At 52.8% G+C, this 25195-nt stretch carries 25 protein-coding genes; 14 read left to right on the top strand and 11 right to left on the bottom strand.

Annotated features, from left to right (window positions below):
- The first annotated feature begins 9 nt into the window (after positions 1 to 9).
- From ACSIPU_RS10090 to ACSIPU_RS10070, 5 genes are all read left to right on the top strand, one after another.
- Positions 10 to 1317, top strand: coding sequence for a carbohydrate ABC transporter permease (locus tag ACSIPU_RS10090; RefSeq protein ID WP_004099614.1), 1308 nt, complete (start codon positions 10 to 12; stop codon positions 1315 to 1317).
- A 10-nt stretch (positions 1318 to 1327) separates the two neighbouring features.
- Positions 1328 to 2179 (top strand): sugar ABC transporter permease, encoded by an 852-nt coding sequence (locus tag ACSIPU_RS10085; protein ID WP_024273851.1) that lies wholly within the window; start codon positions 1328 to 1330, stop codon positions 2177 to 2179.
- Between the two features lie 4 nt (positions 2180 to 2183).
- Entirely contained in the window at positions 2184 to 3386 is a 1203-nt protein-coding gene (locus tag ACSIPU_RS10080; RefSeq protein WP_004099623.1) for a glycoside hydrolase family 53 protein, read from the top strand.
- A 31-nt stretch (positions 3387 to 3417) separates the two neighbouring features.
- Complete coding sequence (locus ACSIPU_RS10075) at positions 3418 to 5475, top strand: beta-galactosidase (RefSeq protein WP_196557700.1); 2058 nt, start codon at positions 3418 to 3420, stop codon at positions 5473 to 5475.
- Between the two features lie 65 nt (positions 5476 to 5540).
- A complete protein-coding gene (locus ACSIPU_RS10070) occupies positions 5541 to 5855 on the top strand; it encodes a glucose PTS transporter subunit EIIB (protein ID WP_004099629.1) in 315 nt (104 codons plus the stop codon).
- Positions 5856 to 5977: 122 nt separating this feature from the next.
- On the opposite strand, the gene ACSIPU_RS10065 is transcribed toward ACSIPU_RS10070, so the two are convergent.
- Positions 5978 to 7249, bottom strand: a complete 1272-nt coding sequence (locus ACSIPU_RS10065; RefSeq protein WP_004099631.1) for a maltoporin — start codon at positions 7247 to 7249, stop codon at positions 5978 to 5980.
- 269 nt (positions 7250 to 7518) lie between these two features.
- Between ACSIPU_RS10065 and ACSIPU_RS10060 the strand changes: the two genes are divergently transcribed.
- The 3 genes from ACSIPU_RS10060 (at position 7519) to ykgO (ending at position 9107) form a co-directional block, all read left to right on the top strand.
- Positions 7519 to 8592 (top strand): LacI family DNA-binding transcriptional regulator, encoded by a 1074-nt coding sequence (locus ACSIPU_RS10060; RefSeq protein ID WP_196557702.1) that lies wholly within the window; start codon positions 7519 to 7521, stop codon positions 8590 to 8592.
- Positions 8593 to 8703: 111 nt separating this feature from the next.
- Positions 8704 to 8967, top strand: a complete 264-nt coding sequence (locus tag ACSIPU_RS10055; RefSeq protein ID WP_123830207.1) for a type B 50S ribosomal protein L31 — start codon at positions 8704 to 8706, stop codon at positions 8965 to 8967.
- Positions 8967 to 9107: a type B 50S ribosomal protein L36 gene (gene ykgO, locus ACSIPU_RS10050; protein ID WP_003859006.1), complete on the top strand. Its 141-nt coding sequence runs from the start codon at positions 8967 to 8969 to the stop codon at positions 9105 to 9107. Before ACSIPU_RS10055 ends, ykgO begins: the two co-directional genes overlap by 1 nt.
- Here ykgO and ACSIPU_RS10045 read toward each other — a convergent pair.
- The gene (locus ACSIPU_RS10045; RefSeq protein WP_004099639.1) at positions 9104 to 9802 is read right to left on the bottom strand and encodes a GNAT family N-acetyltransferase; all 699 of its coding nucleotides are present in this window, start codon (positions 9800 to 9802) and stop codon (positions 9104 to 9106) included. The genes ykgO and ACSIPU_RS10045 overlap by 4 nt on opposite strands.
- A gap of 101 nt (positions 9803 to 9903) precedes the next feature.
- Between ACSIPU_RS10045 and ACSIPU_RS10040 the strand changes: the two genes are divergently transcribed.
- Positions 9904 to 11358 (top strand): MocR-like pyridoxine biosynthesis transcription factor PdxR, encoded by a 1455-nt coding sequence (locus tag ACSIPU_RS10040; protein WP_196557705.1) that lies wholly within the window; start codon positions 9904 to 9906, stop codon positions 11356 to 11358.
- Here the strand turns inward: ACSIPU_RS10040 and ACSIPU_RS10035 are convergent.
- Complete coding sequence (locus ACSIPU_RS10035) at positions 11333 to 11803, bottom strand: YlaC family protein (RefSeq protein WP_004111038.1); 471 nt, start codon at positions 11801 to 11803, stop codon at positions 11333 to 11335. The genes ACSIPU_RS10040 and ACSIPU_RS10035 overlap by 26 nt on opposite strands.
- A gap of 30 nt (positions 11804 to 11833) precedes the next feature.
- Between ACSIPU_RS10035 and ACSIPU_RS10030 the strand changes: the two genes are divergently transcribed.
- Positions 11834 to 11971, top strand: coding sequence for a hypothetical protein (locus ACSIPU_RS10030; protein WP_224226720.1), 138 nt, complete (start codon positions 11834 to 11836; stop codon positions 11969 to 11971).
- Here ACSIPU_RS10030 and maa read toward each other — a convergent pair.
- From maa to acrA, 5 genes are all read right to left on the bottom strand, one after another.
- Positions 11940 to 12506: a maltose O-acetyltransferase gene (gene maa / locus ACSIPU_RS10025; protein WP_004099644.1), complete on the bottom strand. Its 567-nt coding sequence runs from the start codon at positions 12504 to 12506 to the stop codon at positions 11940 to 11942. The two genes, ACSIPU_RS10030 and maa, sit on opposite strands and share 32 nt — an antisense overlap.
- A 160-nt stretch (positions 12507 to 12666) precedes the next feature.
- Positions 12667 to 12885, bottom strand: coding sequence for an HHA domain-containing protein (locus ACSIPU_RS10020; protein WP_004099646.1), 219 nt, complete (start codon positions 12883 to 12885; stop codon positions 12667 to 12669).
- A gap of 26 nt (positions 12886 to 12911) precedes the next feature.
- The gene (tomB, locus tag ACSIPU_RS10015) at positions 12912 to 13286 is read right to left on the bottom strand and encodes an Hha toxicity modulator TomB (protein ID WP_004099648.1); all 375 of its coding nucleotides are present in this window, start codon (positions 13284 to 13286) and stop codon (positions 12912 to 12914) included.
- A 481-nt stretch (positions 13287 to 13767) separates the two neighbouring features.
- The gene (gene acrB, locus ACSIPU_RS10010) at positions 13768 to 16914 is read right to left on the bottom strand and encodes a multidrug efflux RND transporter permease subunit AcrB (protein WP_196557707.1); all 3147 of its coding nucleotides are present in this window, start codon (positions 16912 to 16914) and stop codon (positions 13768 to 13770) included.
- A 22-nt stretch (positions 16915 to 16936) separates the two neighbouring features.
- The gene (acrA, locus tag ACSIPU_RS10005) at positions 16937 to 18130 is read right to left on the bottom strand and encodes a multidrug efflux RND transporter periplasmic adaptor subunit AcrA (RefSeq protein WP_004111040.1); all 1194 of its coding nucleotides are present in this window, start codon (positions 18128 to 18130) and stop codon (positions 16937 to 16939) included.
- Between the two features lie 142 nt (positions 18131 to 18272).
- Here acrA and acrR point away from each other — a divergent pair, with 142 nt between their 5' ends.
- Positions 18273 to 18923 carry a multidrug efflux transporter transcriptional repressor AcrR gene (acrR, locus tag ACSIPU_RS10000; RefSeq protein WP_004099655.1) on the top strand — a complete coding sequence of 217 codons (651 nt, stop codon included), beginning with the start codon at positions 18273 to 18275 and terminating at the stop codon, positions 18921 to 18923.
- A 130-nt stretch (positions 18924 to 19053) separates the two neighbouring features.
- Positions 19054 to 22395 (top strand): mechanosensitive channel MscK, encoded by a 3342-nt coding sequence (gene mscK, locus ACSIPU_RS09995; RefSeq protein ID WP_004111041.1) that lies wholly within the window; start codon positions 19054 to 19056, stop codon positions 22393 to 22395.
- A 35-nt stretch (positions 22396 to 22430) separates the two neighbouring features.
- On the opposite strand, the gene ACSIPU_RS09990 is transcribed toward mscK, so the two are convergent.
- The 3 genes from ACSIPU_RS09990 to priC form a co-directional block, all read right to left on the bottom strand.
- Complete coding sequence (locus tag ACSIPU_RS09990; protein ID WP_053064665.1) at positions 22431 to 23219, bottom strand: Rpn family recombination-promoting nuclease/putative transposase; 789 nt, start codon at positions 23217 to 23219, stop codon at positions 22431 to 22433.
- Between the two features lie 65 nt (positions 23220 to 23284).
- The gene (gene rsmS, locus ACSIPU_RS09985) at positions 23285 to 23458 is read right to left on the bottom strand and encodes a pleiotropic regulatory protein RsmS (protein WP_004099661.1); all 174 of its coding nucleotides are present in this window, start codon (positions 23456 to 23458) and stop codon (positions 23285 to 23287) included.
- A 14-nt stretch (positions 23459 to 23472) separates the two neighbouring features.
- Positions 23473 to 24000 (bottom strand): primosomal replication protein N'', encoded by a 528-nt coding sequence (priC, locus tag ACSIPU_RS09980; RefSeq protein ID WP_004111045.1) that lies wholly within the window; start codon positions 23998 to 24000, stop codon positions 23473 to 23475.
- Positions 24001 to 24069: 69 nt separating this feature from the next.
- Between priC and ACSIPU_RS09975 the strand changes: the two genes are divergently transcribed.
- Complete coding sequence (locus ACSIPU_RS09975) at positions 24070 to 24447, top strand: DUF454 family protein (protein ID WP_004099668.1); 378 nt, start codon at positions 24070 to 24072, stop codon at positions 24445 to 24447.
- Between the two features lie 150 nt (positions 24448 to 24597).
- Positions 24598 to 25149: an adenine phosphoribosyltransferase gene (apt, locus tag ACSIPU_RS09970; RefSeq protein WP_004099669.1), complete on the top strand. Its 552-nt coding sequence runs from the start codon at positions 24598 to 24600 to the stop codon at positions 25147 to 25149.
- Positions 25150 to 25195: the final 46 nt, after the last annotated feature.

Raw genomic sequence — 25195 nt, 5'->3', positions numbered from 1 at the left:
GAGTCGTGTGTGATTATCAATCCCAGCGAAAATATTGCCGAAGCGCGTGGCGCAGGACGCCACGCGTGGTGCGGCCTGCTGCTGGCTATCGTGCCGGGTTTTGGTCAGTTTTATCACCGCCAGTGGTTGAAGGGGATTGTCTTCCTGGTGCTGCTGAGCAGTTTTATGAGCATTTTCTATGACTTTCTCAGCGAAGGCCTGTGGGGGTTATACACCTTAGGCGAAGAAGTCCCGCGGGATAACTCTATCTTCCTGCTGGCGGAAGGAATAATCAGCGTGCTGATTATCGCTTTTGGTTTGTTAGTCTATTTCCTCTCGCTGCGCGATGCCTGGATTAACGGTAAAAAGCGCGATGAGGGTATGGCGCTGAACAGCGTACGCAAGCAATATCAGATGCTGCTCAGCGACGGTTTTCCCTATTTGATGATTACGCCGGGCTTTATTCTGCTGGTGTTTGTGGTCATCTTCCCGATTCTGTTTGGCTTTGCGATCGCCTTTACTAACTACAACCTTTACCACACGCCGCCCGCGAAGCTGGTCGATTGGGTGGGGTTCAAAAACTTCATCAACATCTTCACATTATCCATCTGGCGCTCGACCTTTTTTGATGTCCTGCAGTGGACGGTGGTGTGGACGCTGCTGGCGACAACCCTGCAATGCACCGTTGGTGTGCTGCTGGCGATTCTGGTTAACCAGAAGGATTTGCGTTTCAAGCCAATGATCCGCACGATTTTTATTCTGCCGTGGGCGGTGCCGGGGTTTGTGACGATTCTGGTTTTTGCCGGGATGTTCAATGATTCATTCGGGGTCATTAACAACGCCATTTTGTCTTTCTTCGGCATCAGTCCGAAGGCCTGGCTGACCGACCCGTTCTGGACTAAGACGGCGCTGATCATGATGCAAACCTGGCTGGGCTTCCCGTTTGTTTTCGCCATGACCACCGGCGTACTGCAGGCGATTCCGGACGATCTCTATGAAGCGGCCACGATGGATGGTGCCAGCGCGTTTACCCGGCTGCGGACCATTACTCTGCCGTTGGTGCTGTACTCGATTGCGCCAATTATTATTACTCAGTACACCTTCAATTTTAATAACTTCAATATCATCTATCTGTTCAACAACGGCGGGCCTGCGGTGGCGGGGTCGAATGCCGGCGGTACGGATATTCTGGTGTCGTGGATCTACAAACTCACCATGTCGTCTTCGCAATACGCTATCGCGGCCACTATTACGATCCTGCTGTCGATTTTCGTCGTCGGCCTGGCGTTGTGGCAGTTCCGCGCCACAAAATCCTTTAAAAATGACGATATGGCGTAAGGGAAGCAACATGGCTAAATCACCGAGTATTAAACGCGAAAAGTGGATTCGCCTGTCACTCACCTGGCTGGTGGTCATCTTTGTCTCGACGATCATTATTTACCCGCTGGTCTGGACGGTAGGGGCGTCGCTGAACGCCGGGAACAGTCTGCTGAGTACGTCGATTATTCCTGAAAACCTGTCGTTCCAGCATTACGCGGATTTGTTCAACGGCAATGTGAATTATCTCACCTGGTACTGGAACTCGATGAAAATCAGCTTCATGACCATGCTTCTGACCCTAGTCAGCGTGAGCTTCACCGCCTATGCGTTCTCCCGCTTTCGTTTCAAAGGGCGGCAGAACGGACTGATGCTGTTCCTGCTGTTGCAGATGATTCCGCAGTTCTCGGCGCTGATTGCGATCTTTGTCCTTTCTCAGCTGCTGGGGCTAATCAACAGTCATCTGGCGCTGGTACTGATCTACGTGGGCGGCATGATCCCGATGAATACCTGGCTCATGAAGGGGTATCTGGACGCGATCCCCAAAGATCTGGATGAATCCGCGCGGATGGATGGTGCCAGCAGCTTCCGTATCTTTTTCGAGATCATTATGCCGTTGTCGAAGCCTATTCTGGCGGTGGTGGCGCTGTTTTCATTTACCGGTCCGCTGGGGGATTTCATTCTCTCCAGCACCATATTGCGTACCCCGGATAAGTACACGCTGCCGATTGGCCTGTATAACCTGGTCGCACAGAAGATGGGCGCCAGCTACACCACCTACGCGGCGGGAGCGGTATTGATTGCCGTCCCGGTGGCGATTCTCTATCTGGCGCTACAAAAATACTTTGTTTCCGGCCTCACCTCAGGCAGTACAAAAGGATAACCCCATGAAAAGATTAACACCCGCGTGGCTTGCTGTTTCTCTGGCATGCTGTTTTTCCGCCGGTACGCTGGCGGCAGATGCGCTGCAAACGCAGGCGTTTAGCAATATGCCCGCTGATTTTATTAAAGGCGCGGATATCTCTACGCTGCTGGATGCGGAAAAACACGGCGCGAAGTTCTTTAATCACAACAATCAGCAGCAGGATCCGATCGCGATCCTCAAGGCCGATGGCGTGAACTACGTTCGTCTGCGCCTGTGGGTGGATCCCAAAGATGCTAAAGGCCAGCGCTACGGCGGCGGCGATAACGATCTGGCGACGACGCTGGCGCTGGCGAAGCGGGCAAAAGCGCAGGGGATGAAGCTGCTGCTTGATTTCCACTACAGCGATTTCTGGACCGATCCGGGTAAGCAGTTCAAACCGAAAGCCTGGGAGAAGCTGGACTATCCGCAGCTGAAAACCACGATCCACGATTATACCCGCGACACGATTGCCCGCTTTAAGCAGGAGGGCGTGCTGCCGGATATGGTGCAGATCGGCAACGAAATCAACGGCGGTATGCTGTGGCCGGAAGGTAAAAGCTGGGGGCAGGGCGGCGGCGAGTTCGATCGTCTTGCTGGGCTGCTGAATGCCGCCATCGATGGACTGAAGGAAAATCTCACCGGCGGTGAGCAGGTTAAAATTATGCTTCATCTGGCCGAAGGCACGAAAAACGACACCTTCCGCTGGTGGTTTGATGAAATCAGCAAGCGTAACGTCCCTTACGACATCATTGGTTTGTCGATGTACACCTACTGGAATGGCCCGATTAGCGCGCTGAAAGCCAATATGGACGATATCAGCCAACGCTATAACAAAGACGTGATAGTGGTGGAGGCCGCTTACGCTTATACCCTGGATAACTGCGACAATGCGGAAAATAGCTTCCAGGCGAAAGAAGAAAAAGATGGTGGTTACCCCGCCACCGTCCAGGGACAATATAATTATATTCACGACTTAATGCAGGCCGTTGCCGATGTTCCGCAGCATCGCGGTAAAGGTATTTTTTATTGGGAGCCGACGTGGATTGCCGTGCCGGGAAATACCTGGGCGACGCCTGCCGGAATGAAATATATCCACGATGAGTGGAAAGAGGGTAATGCCCGGGAAAATCAGGCGCTGTTTGATTGCCAGGGAAAAGCATTGCCGTCGATGAAGGTATTTAATTAATTATTCAGTTTTACACTTCAGGATGTTTATTATGAAAAAATTTGCGCCTTTGAGTCCGAAGGTTAATACGCTATTGCATGGCGCCGACTATAACCCGGAGCAATGGGAGAATTATCCGGATATTATCGACAAAGATATTGCCATGATGCAGCAGGCAAAATGCAATGTGATGTCGGTAGGAATATTCAGCTGGGCGAAGCTTGAACCTCAGGAGGGCGTATTTGAGTTTGGCTGGTTGGACAGTATTCTGGAAAAACTGTATACCGCCGGAATTCATGTCTTTCTTGCTACGCCAAGCGGTGCGCGCCCGGCGTGGATGTCGCAGAAATATCCTGAGGTGCTGCGCGTTGGTCGCGATCGGGTGCCAGCCCTGCACGGCGGACGGCATAACCACTGTATGTCGTCGCCGGTCTATCGTGAGAAAACCCTGAAGATTAATACCCTGCTGGCGGAACGTTACGCGCAGCATCCGGCGGTGCTGGGCTGGCATATCTCCAACGAATACGGCGGGGAGTGTCACTGTAGCCTGTGTCAGGAGCGTTTCCGCGACTGGCTGAAAGCGCGCTATGAAACGCTGGATAATCTCAATCACGCCTGGTGGAGTACCTTCTGGAGCCACACCTATAGCGACTGGTCGCAGATCGAATCTCCGGCGCCGCAGGGAGAAGTCTCAATTCATGGTCTCAACCTTGACTGGCATCGCTTTAATACCGCCCAGGTGACCGACTTCTGCCGCCATGAGATTGCTCCGCTGAAAGCGGCGAATGCCGAACTGCCGGTGACCACCAACTTCATGGAGTATTTCTACGATTACGACTACTGGCAGCTGGCGCAGACGCTGGACTTTATCTCGTGGGACAGCTACCCCATGTGGCATCGCGATAGAGATGAAACCACGCTGGCCTGCTATACCGCGATGTATCACGACATGATGCGCAGCCTGAAGGGCGGTAAGCCGTTTGTATTAATGGAATCCACTCCCAGTGCGACTAACTGGCAGCCAACCAGTAAGCTTAAGAAGCCGGGAATGCATATTCTCTCCTCTTTGCAGGCGGTGGCGCACGGCGCGGATTCGGTGCAGTATTTTCAGTGGCGTAAAAGCCGCGGTTCGGTGGAGAAGTTCCATGGCGCGATTATCGATCATGTCGGTCATCTGGATACGCGCGTGGGCCGCGAAGTGACGAAGCTCGGCGAGATGTTAAGCCAGCTGCCTGGCGTCGTGGGCTGCCGGACGGATGCGAAAGTGGCGATTATCTTCGATCAGCAAAATCGCTGGGCGCTGGATGATGCTCAGGGGCCGCGTAATCTCGGCATGGAGTATGAAAATACCGTCAACGAACATTACCGTCCGTTCTGGGAGCAGGGGATTGCGGTTGATGTTATCGATGCTGACGTTGACCTGAGTCCTTATCAACTGGTCATTGCGCCAATGCTGTATATGGTTCGTGAGGGATTTGCCGAACGCGCCGAAGCGTTTGTGGCTAACGGCGGTCATTTAGTTACAACATACTGGGCAGGGATAGTGAACGAGTCCGACCTCTGCCATCTCGGCGGTTTCCCGGGCCCGCTGCGTAAACTGCTGGGCATTTGGGCGGAAGAAATTGACTGCCTGAACGACGGCGAACGCAACCTGGTACAGGGGCTGGCGGGTAATGAAGCTGGCTTGCAGGGGCCGTACCAGGTACGCCATTTGTGTGAACTGATTCATGCTGAAAGCGCGCAGCCGCTGGCTACCTATCGCGATGATTTTTATGCAGGAAGACCGGCGGTCACCGTCAATCACTTTGGTAATGGCAAGGCATGGCACGTTGCGTCGCGCAACGATCTGGCCTTCCAGCGGGACTTCTTCTGCAGCCTGATGAAAGAACTCTCTCTGCCGCGCGCGGTTGAGGCTGATTTCCCGCCGGGCGTAGTAGCGACCGCACGCACGGACGGTGAAACCGCCTACGTTTTCCTGCAAAACTACAGCGCGCAGCAGCATAGCGTGGTTTTGCCGCAAGGCTATCTGGACTGTCTCACCGGTACGGCGCTGAATACGCCGCTGGTCTTAAATGCATGGGATTGCCGTATCCTCAGTCGTCGCGCGTAATTTTTCTCTCCCCGCGCCTGCTCCTGCGAGCAGGCGTTTTTTTATCTGCTAATCAGGAGTCTGGTATGGTGAGTTTAAAATCCTTTCTGAATTACTTCTCGCAGCCTCGTGCGGCGGTACCTTTAAGTCATGCGGAGCAACAACAGATTGATTATTTAATTCAGGCGTTTGGTGGTGAAGGGAATATTATTAACGTTGACGCCTGCATTACCCGCTTACGCGTCACGGTCAATAATCTATCGATAGTTGATTCTCAGGCCTTACAGCAGCAGGGAGCGCTTGGGGTTATTATTCTGGGGCAACAGGTGCATGCTATTTTCGGTAAGCAGTCGGATGCTTTACGGCAATTACTTGATGAGCACTTTGCCAGCCGGAAATAAAATAAAACGGGATAACGCAATAATGAGTTATCCCGAAAATATAACAGGCATTCAATGGCAATAATCATTACCGGAGGGTAATTAATAACTTTACAGTTGGCGATAAAACAGTTAAACGGCTATTACCACCAGGCTTCGACCTGTACACCAAAGTTCCACGTATTATTGGCGGTCCGATCTTCGAACGGCTTACCATTTTCGGAATCATTCAGGTATGAAGCGAAAATTCGTAGTTCCGGGCGCGACATAAAGTCAGGTCCATCGGCCAGGCCCAGCGCAATGGTGTATTTCTCACCGGCTTGTTTGTAATCGGTATTATTTTTGTAGCTATCTTTTTGGTAGAAGCCGCCCACTTCGCCAATCAGGCGCACATATTCGGTGAACTGATACTGCCCGCGCGCCACCAGCGACAGCATGCGTGTTTTATCCGTGTAATCGGTGATGTTATCCGCGGAGCCCCAGGTCAGGACGTGGTTAATAGAGAACTTTTCAGTAATCGGAATTAAACCGGTATTGATAACGCGGTAGCCGGTGGCGTCATTGACGTAGTTCCACATGTCATACCAGCCGCCCCCCTGGGACACCATGTTCTGCGCCAGTCCTTTGTTTGCGTATTGCAGAACCGTTTTGTTGTAACCGCCCAGCATATCCTGGCTGATTTCACCGGTTAGCATGACGCCGTTTTCAGCATCATAGAGTCCGCCGTAGGTATCCTGCTTTTTAGTGGTATTCGGCATCGCGTAGTCGATACCAAATTCGGTCCAGGATCCGGCCCACGGCTTCCAGCCCGCATAGCGCAAATCAAGATAGTTAATATTGACGTTGCTATCGCCATCGACGCGGTAGTCGACGTCATTGGCATCCCCGCGGATCCAGGCAAATGAAACGGCGCCCGGACCGAGCGTATAGTTTTCGATCCCGGCGCCGGATCCGGAAATATTCCAGTATTTCGTATCGATAATGTGCAGATCGTGGCGCTGATAGTAGCGTTTGCCGCCCCAGATGACTGCATTTGGATCGCCGGGGATCAGACCTTTAATTTGCAGGTTTAGCTGCCGCAGGCCGAACTGCGCATCGTCATCAAGCGTGGTTTCATTATCGTTTGAGCCGTCAGATACCATGCTGACCATACTATCGAGGTAGAAGCTAACGTCATTCTTCTTGTAGACCTCCGATCCCAGCTCCAGCTCGCCGTAGGTATCAGATTCGTTACCCAGACGGCCAATTTTATTTTTTTGCCATTCGGCCTGGCTACCGTCGCCGGAGACCCCAACCCCGGCGCGCATATAGCCATGAAAGTCGATACCCGGGAGGGTGGCGGAAGCAGCAAACACGGATGGTGAAATCAGCGCAGCGGCCAACGCAACGGAAAGTGTGCGCAGCGTAGTGTTCATGTCTATCCTCTTATTGTTTTGTATTACGTTCACATAACCGATGTCATAAAATGCCTAAACCTGAAATCAGGCAATTGAATGATCGCCATAGTGTGATTAACTGCAAATAAAAAGGCGAGTTTTGTTACGCAAAGTGAGTCCATTCACAATTTGTAGTATTGTGAGCGTAATACTTTTTATGGCTATGGTTGGAGGAGGAATACGGCAATGAGCGTTTTTTCACATTGCCCCTGTTACAATTCAGGGATAACAACACAAGGAACCGGACCATGAAGTCTAAAAGCGCGACCTTAGAAGACGTTGCACGCCATGCGGGCGTCTCCTATCAGACCGTGTCCAGGGTACTGAACAAATCTGCTAATGTATCCAAAGCCACGCGCAGCAAGGTGGAGAAATCCATTGAGGAGCTGCGCTATGTCCCGAACCGCCTGGCGCAACAGCTGGTAGGTAAGCAAAGTCGTACCGTGGGCCTGGTCACAATTTCCCTTGCATTGCATGCCCCATCCCAGGTGGCTGCGGCGGTAAAACGCTATGCGAACGTGGAAGGTTATCAGGTGCTCATCTCCATGATTGATGAGAGCGTCAACCAAAGTATCCAGGACTCTATTAATGAACTGAAGTCTCAACTGGTGGATAAGGTCATCATCAACGTGCCGCTGGAGACTGAACAGGCCCAAAAAATAGCCGCTGATAACGATGACATCGTCTGTCTTTTTTTAGATGTCGACCCCTACAGCTCGGTGTTTAACGTTTCGTTTAATCCGGCGGACGGTACACGGGCCAGCGTCAAGTATCTCTATGAGATGGGCCATCGGGAAATCGCGTTGCTGGCCGGCCCTGAAAGTTCGGTATCGGCCAAACTGCGTCTGAAAAGCTGGATAGAAACCCTGGAGGGTTACGGGCTGGAGCCGGTAACGGTGATTCGCGGCAACTGGGACGCGCAAAGCGGCTACGCTGGCGCGCTGCAAATGCTGCGGGAGACGCCAAACTTTACCGCCGTTTTGGTAGGTAACGATCAGATGGCATTGGGCGTACTGAGCGCATTTCACCAGCACCAGGTACCGATTCCGGGAGAAAAGTCGGTTATTGGTTATGATGACACTTATGAGAGTTCGTTCTTCTACCCGGCGCTAACCACGGTTTCGCTGGATCTTGATCTGCAAGGGAAGGAGGCCGTTCGGCGCATTCTCGACAGCGGCGATAACGAAACATCACATACGTCTTCTATCCTTCCGGCTCGTCTGGTTGTACGCCATTCTACCGGGCCAAAAAAGGAGCCTGGCAAAAATCTGCAGTCTATTGCTGAGCAGCTCCGGGCTCTGGCGCATCAGCTAAGTCCTTAATCTGCAAAGGGCGCTCTCGCCGCCCTTTCATCCTTCTCATTCTCAGGGTTGATCTTTGTCTTTACACGGTGTACGGTATTGTTATGTTATAACATAATGATTGAGGTCGCTATGAAACCCAATATTCATCCGCATTATCGTACGGTGGTTTTTCACGATACCAGCGCCGACGAATACTTTAAGGTCGGTTCTACTATCAGAACCGAGCGTGAGATCGAACTGGAGGGCGAGACGTACCCCTACGTGACGCTTGATGTATCGTCCAAATCGCATCCGTATTACACCGGTAAGCAGAAGGCCTTCAACAACGAAGGTAGTACCGCGCGTTTCCGTCAGCGCTTTGGCGGCTTTATTGATGCGAAGAGGGACAAATAATGCAGGTGCTAAACTCATTGCGTAGCGCGAAACAACGCCACCCGGATTGCCAGATCGTGAAGCGCAAGGGGCGGCTATACGTGATTTGCAAAAGCAATCCCCGCTTTAAAGCCGTACAGGGACGCAAGAAAAGACGTTAACGAAAGCTCCCCAGCGTACGTAACTGCTGGCCGTCGGCGCTGAAGTTGTCGGCGGCCAGCCATTGCTGCATTGCCCTGTCTATCTGTGGCCACTCGGAATCAATAATGGAAAACCAGTCGGTATCGCGGTTGTGGCCCTTTATCACCAGCGCCTGACGAAATTGCCCCTCATACTGAAATCCCAACCGCAGCGCCGCCCGGCGTGACGGTTCGTTGAGACTGTTACATTTCCACTCGTAGCGCCGATAGCCGAGCGTATCAAAGACGTAATCCATCAGCAGCCAGTGGGCCTCGGTGGCCATTGCGGTCCGGCTCAGTAAAGGCGAGAAGTGAACGTGGCCGACTTCAACAACGCCGTTGTTAGCGTCAATTCTCATCAGCGCCAGTGAGCCCACGGGCTGGTCTGTTTGCTTATCGATCACCGCGAAGTGAATGGGGTCGTTCTGCCCGGAAACGCTCTCAATCCATGCGCGGTACTCCTCTACGCTGCTGTCCGGTTCACGCAGCAGCCATGTCCAGCTTCGGGTATCCGGGGCTAAGCGGTGGGCGTCAAACAGCGCGCCGGCATGCGTGGAGCGCAAAGGCTCTAGCCGACAAAAGCGGCCCTGCAGGTTCACCCTTTCAGGATGTGGACAGGGCTGCCAGTCGGGCAGGGCGGTGCCAACGGGCTGATCGTATTGATTAAGATGGCTCATCAGGATTTCCTTCTATGGACGAATGCTGTGAGATTAAGCGCTTATTGGTTCCATAAAAAGGGCCATCAGAGTATGTTCTCGTAGTACCACGAGGAGCCAAAATGAATATTCCTGATGATGCTTTTTTTACTCTGTTGGAGCAGGCGCTGTGCGACAGAGGGCGTGAAACCCTGCAGCGCACGCTCTATCTCCGTCTGCGAGCGGCCATTTTGCAAGGTACGCTGGCGGGCGGTAGCCGCCTGCCAGGTTCACGGGCTATAGCGCAGCGTCTGAAGCTATCGCGCAATACCGTCAACGGCGCGCTGGAGCAGCTGGCGATGGAGGGGTATCTGCTGCGTAGCCGCCAGGGGACATACGCCGCGCTTTTGAAGTCGCAGGGTGAAGAGGAGGTTGCGGCGCGCGTGATTGTGCTCCCTGAGTACCTTCAGGGATTACCCGCCGCCACGCGTCGTGATTCGCCCACGCTGCTCTTTACGCCGGGAATGCCTGCGGTTAACTACTTTCCTCTTGCTATCTGGCGTCGACTCCTTGACCGGGTATTGCGCGAGGAGAGAAGCGCATTGCTGGGCTACGGCGATGCGCAGGGGGAACTTGCATTGCGCAAAGCGATTGCCCGTCATCTGGCGCTCTCCCGGGGCATTCGCTGCGAAGCCGGGCAAATTGTGATTACGGAAGGAGCGCTGGAAGCCGTTGATTTATGTACGCATCTGCTGAGCGTTGCCGGGGAGACGGCATGGGTGGAAGAACCCGGCTATTTAGGGGCAAAAAGCATGTTTATTAAAGCCGGGCTTCACATCAAGGGTATACCCGTCGATCGAGAGGGTATGCGGTTCGATACCGATGATGATAGCGCAGCACCGCGATTAATCTTTACTTCACCGTCCCATCAATACCCCTGCGGTTCGGTGATGAGCGCCGGGCGGCGACTGGCTTTACTGGAATATGCCCGCCGTCATGATGCCTGGCTTATCGAGGATGATTACGATAGTGAATTTCGTTATAGCGGCGAACCGATTCCCGCCATGCTGGGAATGGTCAGGCAGGCGCCGGTAGTTTATCTGGGGACATTCAGCAAAACGCTTTTTCCCGCGCTGCGTATTGGCTTTATGGTGATGCCGGAGGGGCTGGCGGATGCCGCAAGAGGCGCGATTGGTTCACTGTTACGCGGCGGTCATCGTGCTGAACAGCGGGCGCTGGCGCTGTTTATCGAAGAGGGGCACTACGCGCGTCATCTTGCCGCTATGCGCCGCTTGTATCGCAAACGCCAGCAGCAGCTGCGGGAAACGCTGGCGGCAGAGCTTACTCACCCTTATGAAATATCAGGCGGCGAGGGGGGGTTACACCTGACTGTCGTCGTCGAAGACGTTGATGATGAAGCTATTGTGCAGCAGGCCCGGCGGTTTCAGCTCGCGCCCGGCGCATTAAGCCGTTTTTATCTGAATGAAAAAAAGGCGAGAAGCGGCTTTGTTCTGGGCTACGGTAATACGTCCGCATCACGCTTTCCTTCTGCGATACGGACGCTGGATCGCCTTATTGCGCAGCACCGATGCGGGTAAGGGAAAAGACATCGTAAAATGAGAGTTCGCCTTTGGTGGCGATCATTTTTTGCAACTGAGCTTTCTGCTCGCCATCGACGCGCGGCGACTGCAGGATTCGGTCGATGAGCTGACCGGGAACAAATCGAGTGTTGTACCACTCCCCGTTATAACAAACGCGGAAGTCCAGAACATCAATGTCTTCATAGCGATAGCGCGGGTAAACGTCAAAGAAAAAGAAGCCGTTCAGCAGAACAAATAGTACGATTAATAGCCAGACCGAATCTACCAGCGTTTCAGAACGCAGCATCACGATGAGTGTTGCCAGGAAAGCCGCATACATCGCGACAAAAAGCCATGGATGGTTGCGAATAAAGCTTATGCTAAAGCGCGGACGGTTATCGCGCTTCTCTTGCACATTAAGCTCATCAATGGTGCTTTTCAGCAGCCGCTGTATTTCTGTCATTTTATTCCCCAAATTCTGCCATGAGCCCCTATGCAGACGCGACGAACAGATGCGCGTTGGGCTCAGCCTGAAGGCTATTTTATGTTGCGTAAATCCGTGGGAAAAGTAACAGATTGGTTGCGGAAAAGCATAACAGTTACCGTTTTTCGCTCTCCACCATTTTTATGATTTGAGCCGGGTTTCCGCCGACGACGGCGTTGGCTGGCACATTTTTCACCACTACGGAACCGGAAGCCACGATGGCATTGTCGCCGATAGTCACGCCAGGATTAATTACGGCCCGGCCGCCAATCCATACATTGTGGCCAATAGTGACGGGTTTTCCGTACTCTTTACCGCTATTTCGTTCAACAGGGTCAAGGGGATGCGTTGCGGTATAAATATGCACACCCGGCGCCAGCATGCAGTTTTCGCCAATATGTATCGGACACACATCCAGCATCACGCAATCAAAGTTGGCGTAGAAATTTTTCCCGAGGAAGATATTGTAGCCGTAATCGCAGCGAAAAGTGGGTTCGATATAAGCGTCGCCTGCGTGGCCTAGCAGTTCCGTCAGTAATGCTTTTCTTAATTCACGCTCTTCAGGCGCTGAATGATTGTAACGATGCAACAGTTGTCTGGCCAGTAGACGGTCGGCCTTTAGCTCAGCGTCACCTGACACATACAGTTCACCGGCAATCATTTTTTGTTTTTCTTCACTCATGGAGGCTTCCCTTATTTCCTCATTGTAGGCCGCCACAGTATAAAAAAGAAACCGGTTTCATATAGGTACGGAAACAGCTTCTGTGACCGGTGTCGCATTTATTAGCAGCATGAGGGAAGGGCGTTTTCGGCACAAGAGTTCGGGCTTTCATTTGAAATAATTAGCGGATGAATTTCCAGACCGATGGCGGGATCTTGTCATACAGTTTATTCATCGTCAGTTCAGCAAGACGATGATCGGCTGCTGAGTAAAATACCGCCAGTTCATTATCAGAAAGTTCATATTTATTTTTTTCAATTACGCGCTCCAGCGTATCAATTGTCTGACAACGTCGTAAGCGCATCAAATAGTCTATTTTGGTTAATGTTTTATCAGACATAAATTCACCTTTTGATTGTAATAATATTAACAAGAAAGACTGGCCGGGTTTTCCCGACTGGCGTTCACAAAGCAGCGGAATAACCTGTTGCCTGATTTACGCCATTTCTGCAGATCTGCAGTGTTAATGCCGTAGTTGCTGAACAACACGAAAGTGTCATCCAGATATTCGTCAAGCTGAGTCACCAGCTTATTATCCTCAGCATACTTAATTTTATAATTAAGTGCGAACGCGGCAATGTGCTCGATCAATTCATTAAGCTGAAGATTGACAGCAGAGGTTGGGTCATTAACCCAGCCATGGTTGCTCTCTTCCAGGTTTGCAAGACAGTCATGATACAGGGTTTCGCAGAGAAATTTAAGCTGCGCAATATCATGTCTTTTTGGCGAGTATTCGTCCATAACGCATCCCCCTTTTTAGTGGTTTAACGACGACTATCGACACCGTTGTGGGATGAACACGACTAACAGACCTGACACATACATTGTAATCTTGCTCTTTAACTATAATCCACTCTTAAAAAGATTTCATCGTGCTATTACGAAAAATTACAATTAACGCGGTCAATTTATCTTAAATGCCTCGGTCTTTATTATATCGTGCCTTTAACTACAACGGAAAAATCGAAGACTGACCTTATATATCATCGGGTTAGCCCGTGCGTTTAGCTGATACGTTGATACAACCATACATAATGTCAGTGATTGAGAATATTCTTAGTGTGGAGTTGAGGGAGTAAAGTCAGTGAAAAAAGGTCATAGATAAGCAGCGGTAATCATCATTAAATATTATATCTCAGGTTATAAAATAAACAATCACAATCCGTGCGTTTTAAAGTGAGACAAAGTGAAAGGGCCGCGAATGCGGCCCTTAATGGAGAGATTAATGATGCTCAACCGGATGGCTGTGCTCAATATCCTCATTTTTCCTACTGAAGCGGCGACGCACGACCACGAAGAATACCGGCACGAAGAAAATCGCCAGAACCGTCGCGGTAATCATCCCGCCCATTACGCCAGTACCTACGGCATTCTGCGCGCCGGAGCCTGCGCCGGAGCTGATAACCAGCGGCATTACGCCGAGGATAAACGCCAGGGAGGTCATCAGAATCGGACGCAGACGCATACGAACGGCTTCAAGCGTTGCCTCAATCAGGCCTTTGCCTTCTTTATCCATCAGGTCTTTGGCGAATTCAACGATCAGTATCGCGTTCTTCGCCGACAGGCCGATAGTGGTCAACAGACCAACCTGGAAGTAAACGTCGTTAGTCAATCCTCGGAAGGTGGCAGCCAGCAGCGCCCCCACAACACCGAGCGGAACGACCAGCATGACCGAGAATGGAATTGACCAGCTCTCGTACAGCGCCGCCAGACACAGGAAGACGACGATCAGCGAGATAGCGTACAGCGCTGGCGCCTGGTTACCTGACAAACGTTCCTGATATGACATACCCGTCCAGTCATAGCCGATACCGGCAGGCAGTTTACCCGCCAGCTCTTCCATCAGGTTCATCGCTTCACCGGTACTCTTACCCGGTGTCGCCTGGCCGAGGATTTCCATCGATGGCAGACCGTTGTAGCGCTCCAGACGCGGCGAGCCGTATTCCCAGCGCGAGGTTGAGAAGGCGGAGAACGGTACCATCTGTCCATCGCTACCGCGTACGTACCAGTTGCCAATGTCTTCCGGCAGCATGCGGTATTTCGCTTCGGACATGATATACACTTTCTTCACGCGGCCACGGTCAATGAAGTCGTTGACGTAGCTACCACCCCATGCCGCGCCAAGCGTCGTGTTGATGTCGCTGATAGACACGCCAAGCGCCTGCGCTTTTTCCTGATCGATATCCACTTTGAACTGCGGAGTATCTTCCAGGCCGTTTGGACGAACCCCGCTCAATACGTCAGGGTGCTGCGCAACCATTCCAAAAAGCTGGTTACGTGCCTGGGTCAGTTTTTCATGGCCCAGGCCAGCCTGGTCGATCAGCTGGAAGTCAAAGCCCGTTGCGGTACCGAGTTCAACAATTGCCGGCAGGTTAAAGGCGAAGACCATTGCATCTTTGATCTGCGAGAAATAGCCCATCGCGCGGCCGGTAATCGCCTCAACTTTGTTCTCTTCGCCTGGACGCTGGCTCCAGTCCTTCAGAGAGACGAACGCGATACCGGTGTTTTGTCCACGACCAGCGAAACCAAAACCGTTTACGGCGAATACCGATTCAACGTTATCTTTCTCTTTGGTGAGATAGTAATTGGTCATCTCATCCAGTACTTTCTGGGTACGCTCCTGAGTTGCGCCTGCAGGCAGCTGCGCCATGCTCAGGAATACGCCCTGGTCTTCGTCTGGCAGGAACGAACTTGGCAGACGAACGAACAGCCAGGCCATTCCCACAACGATGATCAGGTACAGCACCAGATAGCGACCGGTACTACGCAGGATGTTGCCTACGCTGTCGGTATAGTGATGCGTGCTCTTATCAAACATGCGGTTAAACCAACCGAAGAAGCCAGTGGTTGCGCCATGGCTGCTTTTTTGAATTGGCTTCAGCATCGTGGCGCAAAGCGCCGGGGTGAGAATCAGAGCGACCAGCACCGACAGCGCCATCGCGGAGACGATGGTGATCGAGAACTGGCGGTAAATCGCACCGGTGGAACCACCAAAGAAGGCCATCGGGATAAACACCGCAGAAAGCACCATCGCGATACCTACCAGCGCGCCCTGAATCTGGCCCATCGATTTACGCGTGGCTTCCTTCGGCGGTAGCCCTTCCTCTGCCATTACACGTTCGACGTTTTCCACCACCACGATGGCGTCATCCACAAGCAAGCCTATGGCGAGCACCATACCAAACATGGTGAGCGTGTTTATCGAGAAACCGAACAGCGCAAGGATGGCGAACGTCCCCAGCAGTACGACCGGCACGGCAATCGTCGGAATCAAGGTGGCGCGGAAGTTCTGCAGGAACAGATACATTACCAGGAACACCAGGATGATGGCTTCAACCAGCGTTTTTACCACTTCGTGAATGGAGATCTGCACGAATGGAGTGGTGTCATACGGATAAACAATCTTCAGGCCAGAAGGGAAGAAAGGCTCCATTTTCTTCAGTTCGGCGCGAATGGCGTTTGCGGTATCCAGCGCGTTCGCGCCGGTCGCCAGTTTAATACCCAGACCAGAAGCTGGCTGACCGTTAAACTTCGCGATAACGTCATAGTTTTCACCACCCAGCTCAATGCGCGCGACATCGCGCAGACGAACCTGGGAGCCATCCTGGTTAACCTTCAGCAGAATGTTGCCAAACTCTTCAGTATTGGTCAGACGAGTCTGCGCCACGATGGAGGCGTTCAGCTGCTGGCCTTTCACCGGGGGCGTACCGCCTAACTGTCCTGCTGCAACCTGGGCGTTCTGCGCTTTCAGGGCGCTGATAACGTCAACTGGCGTCAACTGGAAGTTATTAAGTTTGTTTGGGTCCATCCAGATACGCATAGCGTACTGGGAACCAAACAACTGCACGTCACCAACGCCGCTGGTACGGCTAATCGCATCTTTCATGTTGGCGGCAACATAGTCAGAAATGTCATCCTGATTCATGGTGCCGTTAGTATTAATAACGCCGACAACCATCAGGAAGCTGCTGGATGCCTTTTCAACGCTAATACCCTGCTGCTGTACTTCCTGCGGCAGCAGCGGTGTCGCCAGCGCCAGTTTGTTTTGAACCTGTACCTGAGCAATATCCGGATCGGTACCGGATTCAAAGGTCAGAGTGATGGTTGCTGTACCGGTGGAGTCGCCATTTGAAGACATGTACATCAGGTGATCGATACCGTTCATGTTCTGTTCGATAACCTGAGTCACGGTGTTCTGCACGGTTTCTGCGTCGGCACCGGGGTACATGGCCGTGATGGAAATTGCCGGCGGCGCAATCGTCGGATATTGCGCTATTGGCAACTTGAGGATCGAGAGCCCCCCAGCCAGCATAATGATGATGGCGATCACCCAGGCAAAGATGGGGCGATCGATAAAGAAATTAGGCATGTCTTAACGGCTCCTGTTTAAGTTAAGACTTGGTTTGTTCTGACTGAGCGTTGCCTGCGGCTTGCTGTTTTTCATCAGAAACGACTTCCTGCGCTTTTACCTGTACGCCTGGCTTGACTTTCTGCAGACCGCTAATAATGACGCGATCGCCAGTTTTCAGCCCTTCGGTGACCAGCCATTTATCGCCAATCGCCTGAGTGGCGGTAATCTGGCGAACTTCGACTTTATCGCCTTCGCCGACAACCATCGCGCTGGCATCGCCGCGCGGGGTACGGGTTACGCCCTGCTGCGGAACCAGAATCGCATCAGGATTTACGCCTTCTTCCAGGCGCGCGCGAACGAACATGCCGGGCAGCAGAGTGTGATCCGGGTTCGGGAAAATCGCGCGCAGCGTGATAGAACCGGTGGTCTGATCAACGGTAACGTCGGAGAACTCCAGCGTACCGTTCTGCGGGTATTTCAAACCGTCGTTAGTGACCAGTTCAACCTTCGCTTTACCGTTCTCCTGCTGCAGTTTGCCGTTAGCCAGCTCTTGTTTCAGACGCAGAAAATCGTTGCTCGATTGAGTCACATCCACGTAGATAGGATCAAGCTGTTGCACGGTCGCCAGGGCAGTAGTCTGGCCGTTCTGCACCAGCGCGCCTTCCGTGACCGCGGATTTACCAATGCGGCCGCTGATCGGGGAGGTCACCTTAGTGTAGGCCAGATTGATGCGCGCGGTTTCAACCGCGGCTTTAGCGGCGACGACGGCAGCGTTGCTCTGCTGGGCCGTGGCTACGGCAGTATCGTAATCCTGTTGGCTAATGTACTTAGTGCCTAACAGTTTCTGGTAACGTTTAACCGTCAGCTGATCCATATTGGCGGCAGCCTGCGCTTTGGCTAAATCGCCTTTCGCGCTTTCATAGGTGGCTTGATAGGTTGCCGGATCGATTTGATAAAGAGACACGCCAGCCTGGATATCGCTGCCTTCGGTGAAGTTACGTTTCAGAATAATGCCACTGACCTGAGGACGAACTTCCGCAACGCGATAGGCGCTGGTACGGCCCGGCAGTTCAGTAGTAATTTGTAGAGGAGCGGATTTGAGCGTCACAATACCGACTTCCGGCATTTGCTGGGCTCCTTGCTGAGCCGGTTTGTCGTCACATCCTGTTAGCGCTAAGCTGCCTGAGAGCATCAGAACGACCGCCAGAGGCGTTAACCCTCTGTTTTTGTTCATATGTAAACCTCGAGTGTCCAATTTCAAATTGTTCAGTGGCTCAATCGACCACAAACCCACTGCTGTGTTTCTATTATGGTCATGCTATGGTACATACATTCACAAATGTATGTAAACGTAACCTCTGTAAACTCATCGACCTATGGCACGAAAAACCAAACAACAGGCGCTTGAGACCCGGCAACATATTCTGGATGTTGCTCTGCGTTTGTTTTCGCAGCAAGGCGTATCATCCACCTCGCTGGCCGCAATTGCAAAAGCTGCCGGTGTGACGAGGGGGGCTATCTATTGGCATTTCAAAAATAAATCGGACTTATTTAATGAAATATGGGTACTGTCAGAAGCCAATATTAACGATCTCGAAGTTGAGTATCGGGCAAAATTCCCCAACGATCCACTGTCAGTTGTGCGAGAGATCTTAGTGTATATCCTTGAAGCCACTGTGACAGAAAAACGCAGACGGCTGATGATGGAAATCATCTTTCATAAATGTGAATTCGTCGGTGAGATGGTCACGCTGCAAGAAGCGCAGCGCATTCTTTGCCTTGAGAGCTACGACCGTATCGAACAAACATTAAAGGAGTGCATTGTCGCGAAGATGCTACCCGCCAATTTATTAACCCGCCGGGCGGCGATCCTCATGCGCAGCTATCTTTCCGGCCTGATGGAGAACTGGCTTTTGGCGCCGAACGCCTTTGATCTGCAAAAAGAAGCGCGGGATTATGTCGAAGTCCTGCTGGAAATGTATCAATTTTGCCCCTCTCTGCGCAGTTCTGAAGGACTGGACGCTTAACCCGGCTAGCGGACACCAGAGGAATGATTCCTGCTGTCCGCCGCTATTTTAGTGATAACAGAAGTGCTATTCTTCGCGCTGCGACGACCCCCGGTATTCTCCGGCTTTTGCAATCACTCATGTTAACACTATGCTGCATACTATCCGTTGGCGAAATGCCCTCTCTGCTGTAGTTCTTACCCTGATGCTTTTTATCGGCTGTATTAGCGTTAATTCGGCGCTGGCGGCTGATTTACCTGAACGCTCCGAGGTCCAGAGCCAGCTCACGACCCTGAACAAGCAAAAAGATTTGACTCCCCAGGATAAGCTGGTTCAGCAGGACCTGACTCAGACGCTGGAAACGCTCGATAAAATTGAGCGCATAAAGTCGGAAACGACGCAGCTGCGCCAGCAGGTCGCTCAGGCGCCTGCGAAAATGAATCAGGCTATCGATAGCCTGAACGCGCTAAGCGATGTCCCCAACGACGAGGCGACGCGTAAAACGCTGAGCACCTTGTCGCTGCGCCAGCTGGAATCGCGCGTCTCTCAGACTCTGGACGATTTGCAAAACGCGCAAAACGATCTGGCGACTTATAATAGTCAGCTTGTTTCGCTACAGACGCAGCCGGAACGCGTGCAGAATGCGATGTATTCCGCCTCTCAGCAGCTGCAGCAGATCCGTAATCGTCTGAATGGCACGACTACGGGCGAAGAGGCGCTACGTCCTACCCAGCAGAATTTGCTGCTGGCGCAGCAGGCCTTGCTGAATGCACAGATAGATCAACAGCGTAAAAGCCTGGAAGGCAACACGGTGCTGCAGGATACCCTGCAAAAGCAGCGTGACTACATCACCGCTTACAGCAATCGACTGGAGCATCAGCTTCAGCTGTTGCAGGAAGCGGTGAATAGCAAGCGCCTGACGCTGACGGAAAAGACGGCTCAGGAAGCGGTTTCTCCGGACGAAACGGCCCGTATTCAGGCAAACCCGCTGGTCAAGCAGGAGCTGGACATTAATCACCAGTTGAGCGAAAGGCTCATTTCGGCAACGGAAACGGGTAATCAGCTGGTTCAGCGCAACATTAAAGTGAAGACCTGGCTCGATCGTGCTCTGCAATCCGAGCGCGATATTAAAGAGCAGATTTCCGTGCTGAAAGGCAGCCTGCTGCTGTCGCGTATCCTTTATCAGCAACAGCAAACGCTGCCCTCTGCGGAGGAGCTAAGCGACATGACCAACCGCATCGCCGACCTGCGCCTTGAGCAGTTCGAGGTCAACCAGCAGCGCGATGCGCTATTCCAGAGCGATGCGTATGTCGCGAAGCTGGAGGAGGGGCATAGCAGCGAGGTGAATCCCGAAGTGCATGATGCACTTCTTGAGATTGTTGATATGCGCCGGGAACTGCTCGATCAGTTTAATAAACAGCTCGGCAACCAGCTGATGATGGCGATTAACCTGCAAATCAATCAGCAGCAGCTAATGAGCGTGTCAACCAACCTGAAAGCCATCCTGACGCAGCAGATTTTCTGGGTAAATAGCAACCGCCCGATGGACTGGGAGTGGTTTAAAGCCTTCCCGGAGGCGCTGAAAGGACAGTTTAAGGCGATGAAAATCACCGTAAACTGGGAAAAGGCCTGGCCTGCGGTATTTATCGCTTTTCTGGCCGGCCTGCCGCTGCTGCTGATTGCCGGTCTGATTCGCTGGCGTCTGAACTGGCTGAAAGCGTATCAGGCTAAGCTGGCGTCGCAGGTGGGGCAACTGCGCAACGATACGCAGCTCCACACGCCGAAAGCGATTCTTATCGATCTGATTCGGGCGCTGCCTGTGGTGCTGGTCATACTCGCCGTCGGTCTGATTCTGCTGACGATGCAGCTGAATATTAGCGACCTTCTGTGGGCCTATAGCAAGAAGCTGGCGCTATTCTGGCTGGTGTTTGGCCTGTGCTGGAAAGTGCTGGAAAAAGACGGCGTGGCGGTGAGCCACTTTAATATGCCGTCACAGCTGACCAGCCACTGGCGGCGGCAGATTGTTCGCGTGAGCCTTGCGCTGCTGCCGCTCAACTTCTGGTCGGTGATGTCGGAACTGTCGCCGCTGCACCTGATGGATGACGTTCTCGGGCAGTTCGTTATTTTCCTCAACCTGTTGCTGATCGCGGTGCTGGTCTTGCCGATGTGCCGCGAAAGCTGGCGTGATAAAGAATCTCACAGCCTGCGCCTTATCACCGTTACCGTGCTATCGATCGTTCCCATCGCCCTGATGGTGCTGACGGCAACCGGCTATTTCTATACGACGCTGCGTCTGGCCGGCCGCTGGATTGAAACCGTTTATCTGGTGATGCTGTGGAACCTGTTGTATCAGACCGTGCTGCGCGGCCTGAGCGTGGCCGCGCGGCGTATTGCCTGGCGCCGCGCGCTGGCGCGTCGTCAGCATCTGGTTAAAGAGGGGGCTGAAGGAGCCGAGCCGCAGGAAGAACCGACAATTGCTCTGGAGCAGGTTAACCAGCAAACGCTGCGTATTACGATGCTGGTGATGATCGCGCTGTTTGCGGTCCTGTTCTGGGCGATTTGGTCGGATCTCATCACCGTCTTCGCCTATCTCGATAGTATTACGCTGTGGCATTACAACGGTACCGAAGCCGGGGTCAGCGCCGTGAAAAGCGTTACCATGGGGAGCCTGCTGTTCGCGATTGTCGCTTCGATGGTTGCCTGGGCGTTAATTCGCAACCTGCCGGGACTGCTGGAAGTGCTGGTGCTGTCCCGACTAAATATGCGCCAGGGTGCGTCTTATGCCATTACGACAATCCTTAATTACGCCATTATTGTTATTGGCGCGATGACGGTATTTGGCGCTCTGGGCGTCTCATGGGATAAACTACAGTGGCTGGCAGCGGCGCTGTCGGTTGGTTTAGGTTTCGGCTTACAGGAAATATTCGGTAACTTTGTTTCCGGTCTGATTATTCTCTTTGAGCGCCCGGTGCGCATTGGCGATACGGTGACCATTGGCACCTTCTCCGGCACCGTCAGCAAAATCCGCATTCGCGCCACGACCATCACCGATTTTGACCGTAAAGAGGTGATTATCCCCAATAAGGCCTTCGTGACTGAGCGTCTGATTAACTGGTCGCTCTCCGATACCGTCACCCGCGTTGTCATCCGCCTTGGCGTCGCGTACGGTTCTGACCTGGATAAGGTTAAAGAAGTACTGCTTAAGGCCGCGCACGAGCATCCGAAAGTGATGCAGGAGCCCGCGCCGTCGGTTTTCTTTACCACTTTCGGCGCCAGTACGCTCGATCATGAACTACGACTATACGTGCGCGAACTTCGCGATCGCAGCTATGCAGTGGATGAGCTTAACCGGGCGATCGATCGTTTGTGTCGTGAGAACAATATTGATATCGCCTTTAACCAGCTGGAGGTTCATCTTCGCAATGAGAAGGGCGATGAAGTCACCGAGGTGAAGCGGGATAAAGGCGACGATGCCACTCCGGCGATGAGCTAAGCATGGCGGGGCGGTAAATACCCGCCCCGCAGATTTTAACGGCTGAGCGAGGAGAGTTCTTCCGGGCTCAGACCCGTCAGCTCCATCACCATCTTAGGATCCAGCCCGCTGGCGAGCATTTTCAGCGCAATGCTGTGCGAGATTTCTTTACGGCCTTTCTGTCGACTCTCCAGTCTGCCTTCTCTTCTCCCTTTTTTACGACCTTTCTCTTCCAGCCATTCGGCAATCGCCAGCAGCGCAATCAGTATCGGTTGCAATTCGGCCAGATCGCGCTGGCGGATATGCTTCTGCAACAGTTCCAGCATCGCCATACGCTGGTGGAGGATGAATTGATTAACTGGCATAACGGTCAGGTCCACCAGTGGAAAATCACCGCCGTACAGCGCGCTGGTAAGCTCAGGATGGTCAAAGAGATGATGCCAGTTGAGCGTATGCGGCCAGGGACTGACGGCGCCGTGATAAAACAGAATGGGGACCACAAGGGGCAACGTATCGTGGCCAGCATCAAGGTGACGCTGTATGGCTGCGAGCGTATATTGCATCAGGCGAAAAGCCATGAGCTTGTCCGGAGAGCTTTGATGTTCAATCAGCGCATAGATATATCCGGCGCCGTGCCGCGTTTGCAGAGAGTAAAGTATATCCGAGTAGCTGGAGCGCAGGTCTTCTTCGATAAAACTGCCTGAATCCAGCTGCAGCGTACTAAGATCGCAGATACTTAAAAACTGCGCCGGGAGGTAAAGCTGTAAGAAATCGCGGGCGACCTCTTTCTGAGTCAACATTTGACGAAAAATGGCATCGTGCGGCGTACGTGAGAATATTTCCATGAGCATTTATCCGTTTTGGTAAGGGCAGGCGATGACTCTGCCACCCCCAACGATCCGGCAACAGGCTACTCCGGCGCGTTTTGCGAGGCCTCTTCCGCACTTTTTACTTTGTTTTCATAATCGCGACGGATAATCTCCAGCGCAGCTAGCACGGTTTGCGCAGGGACATTATTTTCCTCAAGCAGCATGATTAAATCGACGGCCAGCTTGACCTCGTCAGGCGCATTTTCCAGCGACATCTTTCTTCCTCCACTTAACGTGTTAATCGGGCCAGCCTGTTTTCAATTTTTTCCAGCGCGTCGCGACAGCGGGCAAGGCGTGCGGCGTAGGCGTCAACTTCTTTTGCCAGCCGCTGCTGTTCCTCAAGAGAGGTGGCTTGCGCCAGCTGTCTCTGGCGATCGTTGCGCATGGCCAGCAGACGCCGCTCATATTCCTGATGCTGGATACGCCGGCGCTGCCAGCGGCTAAGCGTCGGCGAAGCGCTATCCCAGGCGCGTAACGACCAGGTGGCCGTTTCCCTGCTAATGGCGGCGATTTGGGCCACAAGATGTTCCGCCAGCCAGGCAACCTGGGGGAGCTGCTGGCGTTCGACCGCCAGCTTTAATTCCGTTAAACGATCGCTGGCCTCATTGAGATAAGCCTGCATCTGCGTGCTGCGGGTCCGAAACAGCTGGCGATCGAAACGCGGGCTGAGGGTCGCGTGATTCGCCATTGGCGCTACCCGGGCGGCCAGCTCCGCAAGCTGATTTTCCAGCGAATGTAAAAGCCGGGTGGTTTTCAAATAACTCCTCCATCCCCTGATAAGCAACTGTGCTACATTAGCGTTATCTTCTTGATAACGATTCGCATTATGCCACGTATTATTTTGATCATCATTGGCTGGCTGGCGGTAGCGCTGGGAACGCTGGGCGTATTTTTACCGCTACTGCCGACGACGCCTTTTATCCTGCTTGCCGCCTGGTGCTTTGCGCGCTCGTCGCCGCGTTTTCACCACTGGCTTTTGTACCGCTCATGGTTTGGCGGTTACCTGCGTCACTGGCAGAAATACCGCGCCATGCCGCCGGGAGCGAAGCCGCGCGCGATAGCGATGATTTTGCTGACCTTTGCTATTTCCCTGTGGCTGGTTAATCTTACCTGGGTGCGCATCTTGCTGCTGATCATTCTGGCCTGTCTGCTGATATTTATGTGGCGCATTCCGGTGGTTGATGCAAAGCAACAAAAGCACTGATGCGCAATAATGATGGTTGCAATTGTCGCTGACAGCCAGTAAATTCTGGCGTTTTCGAGCGCGGGTAAGCCTGGTCAAAGGTTAAACAAATGTTTCTTTGGCCCATTTGGCATGCCCGTGAGTAATACCGTTTTAATCAGGCATACACTTATGACCGCAACAGCACAGCAGCTTGAATATCTGAAGAACAGCATCCAAAGCATCCAGGACTATCCGAAACCTGGCATCCTTTTCCGTGATGTCACCAGCTTGCTGGAAGACCCGAAGGCCTATGCGCTCAGCATTGAACTGCTGGCCGAGCGTTATAAAGACGCGGGTATTACCAAAGTGGTGGGCACCGAAGCGCGTGGCTTCTTGTTTGGCGCACCGGTTGCGCTGGCGCTGGGCGTAGGCTTTGTTCCGGTACGCAAGCCGCGTAAGCTGCCGCGTGAGACCATCGCAGAAAGCTACGAGCTTGAGTACGGCACCGATCAGCTGGAAATCCATGTCGATGCGATCAAAGAAGGCGATAAAGTCCTGGTGGTTGACGATCTGCTGGCAACCGGCGGCACCATCGACGCCACCGTGAAGCTTATCCGTCGCCTGGGCGGTGAAGTGCACGATGCGGCTTTTATTATCAATCTGTTCGATCTGGGCGGCGAGCAGCGTCTGGAAAAACTGGGAATTAACTGCTATAGCCTGGTCCCTTTCCCGGGTCACTAAGCAAATCCCTCCACATAGCCTCGCTGATTGAGCGGGGCTGTGATAG

The sequence above is a fragment of the Klebsiella sp. HN106 genome (assembly GCF_051209435.1).
Lineage (GTDB): Bacteria > Pseudomonadota > Gammaproteobacteria > Enterobacterales > Enterobacteriaceae > Klebsiella > Klebsiella oxytoca.
Note: the sequence above shows the minus strand (reverse complement) of the source record. Positions and strands in the feature narration are given on the sequence as shown.

Bases quoted from the DNA above. Each gene is read 5' to 3' on its own strand.
- ACSIPU_RS10085 (WP_024273851.1), top strand. From the start codon at position 1,328: ATGGCTAAATCACCGAGTATTAAACGCGAAAAGTGGATTCGCCTGTCA.
- ACSIPU_RS10080 (WP_004099623.1), top strand. From the start codon at position 2,184: ATGAAAAGATTAACACCCGCGTGGCTTGCTGTTTCTCTGGCATGCTGT.
- ACSIPU_RS10075 (WP_196557700.1), top strand. From the start codon at position 3,418: ATGAAAAAATTTGCGCCTTTGAGTCCGAAGGTTAATACGCTATTGCAT.
- ACSIPU_RS10070 (WP_004099629.1), top strand. From the start codon at position 5,541: ATGGTGAGTTTAAAATCCTTTCTGAATTACTTCTCGCAGCCTCGTGCG.
- ACSIPU_RS10065 (WP_004099631.1), bottom strand. From the start codon at position 7,249: ATGAACACTACGCTGCGCACACTTTCCGTTGCGTTGGCCGCTGCGCTG.
- ACSIPU_RS10060 (WP_196557702.1), top strand. From the start codon at position 7,519: ATGAAGTCTAAAAGCGCGACCTTAGAAGACGTTGCACGCCATGCGGGC.
- ACSIPU_RS10055 (WP_123830207.1), top strand. From the start codon at position 8,704: ATGAAACCCAATATTCATCCGCATTATCGTACGGTGGTTTTTCACGAT.
- ykgO (WP_003859006.1), top strand. From the start codon at position 8,967: ATGCAGGTGCTAAACTCATTGCGTAGCGCGAAACAACGCCACCCGGAT.
- ACSIPU_RS10045 (WP_004099639.1), bottom strand. From the start codon at position 9,802: ATGAGCCATCTTAATCAATACGATCAGCCCGTTGGCACCGCCCTGCCC.
- ACSIPU_RS10040 (WP_196557705.1), top strand. From the start codon at position 9,904: ATGAATATTCCTGATGATGCTTTTTTTACTCTGTTGGAGCAGGCGCTG.
- ACSIPU_RS10035 (WP_004111038.1), bottom strand. From the start codon at position 11,803: ATGACAGAAATACAGCGGCTGCTGAAAAGCACCATTGATGAGCTTAAT.
- ACSIPU_RS10030 (WP_224226720.1), top strand. From the start codon at position 11,834: ATGCAGACGCGACGAACAGATGCGCGTTGGGCTCAGCCTGAAGGCTAT.
- maa (WP_004099644.1), bottom strand. From the start codon at position 12,506: ATGAGTGAAGAAAAACAAAAAATGATTGCCGGTGAACTGTATGTGTCA.
- ACSIPU_RS10020 (WP_004099646.1), bottom strand. From the start codon at position 12,885: ATGTCTGATAAAACATTAACCAAAATAGACTATTTGATGCGCTTACGA.
- tomB (WP_004099648.1), bottom strand. From the start codon at position 13,286: ATGGACGAATACTCGCCAAAAAGACATGATATTGCGCAGCTTAAATTT.
- acrB (WP_196557707.1), bottom strand. From the start codon at position 16,914: ATGCCTAATTTCTTTATCGATCGCCCCATCTTTGCCTGGGTGATCGCC.
- acrA (WP_004111040.1), bottom strand. From the start codon at position 18,130: ATGAACAAAAACAGAGGGTTAACGCCTCTGGCGGTCGTTCTGATGCTC.
- acrR (WP_004099655.1), top strand. From the start codon at position 18,273: ATGGCACGAAAAACCAAACAACAGGCGCTTGAGACCCGGCAACATATT.
- mscK (WP_004111041.1), top strand. From the start codon at position 19,054: ATGCTGCATACTATCCGTTGGCGAAATGCCCTCTCTGCTGTAGTTCTT.
- ACSIPU_RS09990 (WP_053064665.1), bottom strand. From the start codon at position 23,219: ATGGAAATATTCTCACGTACGCCGCACGATGCCATTTTTCGTCAAATG.
- rsmS (WP_004099661.1), bottom strand. From the start codon at position 23,458: ATGTCGCTGGAAAATGCGCCTGACGAGGTCAAGCTGGCCGTCGATTTA.
- ACSIPU_RS09975 (WP_004099668.1), top strand. From the start codon at position 24,070: ATGCCACGTATTATTTTGATCATCATTGGCTGGCTGGCGGTAGCGCTG.
- apt (WP_004099669.1), top strand. From the start codon at position 24,598: ATGACCGCAACAGCACAGCAGCTTGAATATCTGAAGAACAGCATCCAA.